The organism is Xenophilus sp. (assembly GCF_044462705.1).
Lineage (GTDB): Bacteria > Pseudomonadota > Gammaproteobacteria > Burkholderiales > Burkholderiaceae_C > Xenophilus > Xenophilus azovorans.
In genome coordinates, this window is record NZ_JBIQNC010000367.1 from 1 (window position 1) to 2129 (window position 2129).

Below are 2129 nucleotides of genomic sequence, written 5' to 3' on the forward strand. Positions count from 1 at the left end.
GGCGGCACGCTGTTCCTCGACGAGATCGGCGACATGCCCTTCGACCTGCAGACGCGCCTGCTGCGCGTGCTCAGCGACGGGCACTTCTACCGCGTGGGCGGGCACAACGCCGTGAAGGCCAACGTGCGCGTGATCGCGGCGACCCACCAGGACCTGGAGCAGCGCGTCAAGCAGGGCGCCTTCCGCGAAGACCTGTTCCACCGCCTCAACGTCATCCGCCTGCGCCTGCCGGCGCTGCGCGAGCGCAAGGAGGACGTGCCCGCGCTGGCGCGCCACTTCCTGCAGCAAAGCGCCAGGCAACTCGGCGTCGAGCCCAAGCGCATCTCCGACGCGGCGCTGGCGCAACTGGCGGCCTTCGGCTTCCCCGGCAACGTGCGGCAACTGGAGAACATCTGCCACTGGCTCACGGTGATGGCGCCGGCGCAGGTGATCGAACCCAAGGACCTGCCGCCGGAAGTGACGACGAGGGCGGCGACGGAATTTCCTGCGGCCCCCGCCGCGCCGCCTCATGTTCCCGAGGCCGTCGAGCCTGCCGCCGTCGTTGCGGTGCCGGTCGCACTGGCGCCGCTTCAGGCCGCGCCCGTCGCGCAGGCCGGCTGGGAAGACCTGCTGGAGCGCGAGGCGCAGGCCCTGCTGGCGGAGGGGCGCCACGACGTGTGGGACGTGCTCGTGCGCCGCTTCGAGTCGCGCCTGATCCTCACCGCGCTGCACTTCACCCGCGGGCGCCGCATCGAGGCGGCACAGAAGCTGGGCATCGGCCGCAACACGATCACGCGCAAGATCGCGGAACTGGATCTCGACCGCGACGGCGACGCGGGCCGCTGATCGCTACCGGCTGCGCTGGCCGAGTGTGAGCGTGTCGATCTGGAAGTTGCCGCTCTTGTCCCACAGCCAGGTGTCGACGTAGGTGTGGGCGCCCAGCTTGCCCGGGCTGGGAAAGGGCGAGGTCGCGCGGATCAGCGCGGCGATCTTGGGCGGCACTTCCGGCGCGTGGCTGGGCGTGCGGCTGAAGGTGACGTTGGTCACCTTGCCGCTGGCGTCGACGTCGGTCTCGACCACCACCACGGCATACACCAGCGGCGGGATCTTGCCCTTGTAGATGCGCTTGGGATAGGCCTTGTAGATGTGTTGCGCCGCGACCTTGCGCCAGGCCCTGACGGCCGGCGTCTGCGCGGTGATCAGGCGCACGCCCTTGACCCCGTCGCCGGGCCGCAGGTCGTCGCTCGGCGCGGGCGTGGCGGCCGCGGCCGGCGGCTCGTCCTTCTTCATCCAGGGCAGCCCCTGGCATCCGGCCAGGAGGAGGGCGGCTGCCCCCGCCAGGACGGCGGCACGCGGTGCCGACGACGCGCCCATCAGGCGGCCACCTCGAGGTCGAGCACCACCGGCGCATGGTCGCTGGGCTTGTCCCACTTGCGCGGCACACGGTCGATGGCGCAGCCGCGCACGCGCGGCACCAGCGGCTCGCTCACCAGGATGTGGTCGATGCGCAGGCCGCGGTTCTTCTGGTAGCCGAGCATGCGGTAGTCCCACCACGAGAAGCTCTTCTCGGGCTGATCGAAGAGGCGGAAGCTGTCCACCAGGCCCAGGCCGAGCAGCGCCTTGAAGTGCGCGCGCTCCTCGCTGGTGTGGTGGATGGTCTCGGCCAGGCCGACCGGGTCGAAGCTGTCGCGGTCTTCCGGCGCGATGTTGAAGTCGCCCAGCAGCACCAGCTCGGGGTGGGCCGCCATCTCCTCGCGCAGCCAGTCGCGCAGGGCGCGCAGCCAGCTCATCTTGTATTCGAACTTCTCGGTGCCCGGCGCCTGGCCGTTGACGAAGTAGCCGTTGACCACGCGCAGCGGGCCGGCGGCCGTGTCCACCGTGGCGCTGATGACGCGCGAATGCTCGTCGGTGAAGCCGCCGATGTTCTTCGCCACGTCGCGCACCGGCGAGAGGCTGAGGATGGCGACGCCGTTGTAGGTTTTCTGCCCGAACACGGCGGCGTGGTAGCCGGCGGACTGCAGCACCTCCAGCGGGAACTTGTCGTCGCTCATCTTCAGTTCCTGCAGGCACAGCACATCCACCGGGTTGGCGATGAGCCAGTCCAGCACGTGCTGCAGGCGGGCGGTGAGGGAGTTGACGTTCCAGGTGGC

Annotated in this window: 3 protein-coding genes; 1 reads left to right on the forward strand and 2 read right to left on the reverse strand. The window is 70.3% G+C overall.

The features are described from left to right. Positions 1-825 (forward strand): sigma 54-interacting transcriptional regulator (locus ACIY1X_RS26195; protein ID WP_399686534.1); only part of this gene is annotated, 825 nt, incomplete at its 5' end. A gap of 3 nt (positions 826-828) precedes the next feature. Here the strand turns inward: ACIY1X_RS26195 and ACIY1X_RS26200 are convergent. Continuing rightward, a complete protein-coding gene (locus tag ACIY1X_RS26200) occupies positions 829-1269 on the reverse strand; it encodes a hypothetical protein (RefSeq protein WP_157008188.1) in 441 nt (146 codons plus the stop codon). 83 nt (positions 1270-1352) lie between these two features. Further along, positions 1353-2129, reverse strand: a 777-nt coding sequence (xth, locus tag ACIY1X_RS26205; RefSeq protein WP_399686536.1) for an exodeoxyribonuclease III, incomplete at its 5' end; no start/stop codon positions are given.

Coding starts and splice junctions, on each gene's coding strand:
- ACIY1X_RS26200 (WP_157008188.1), bottom strand. CDS start 1,269: ATGAAGAAGGACGAGCCGCCGGCCGCGGCCGCCACGCCCGCGCCGAGC.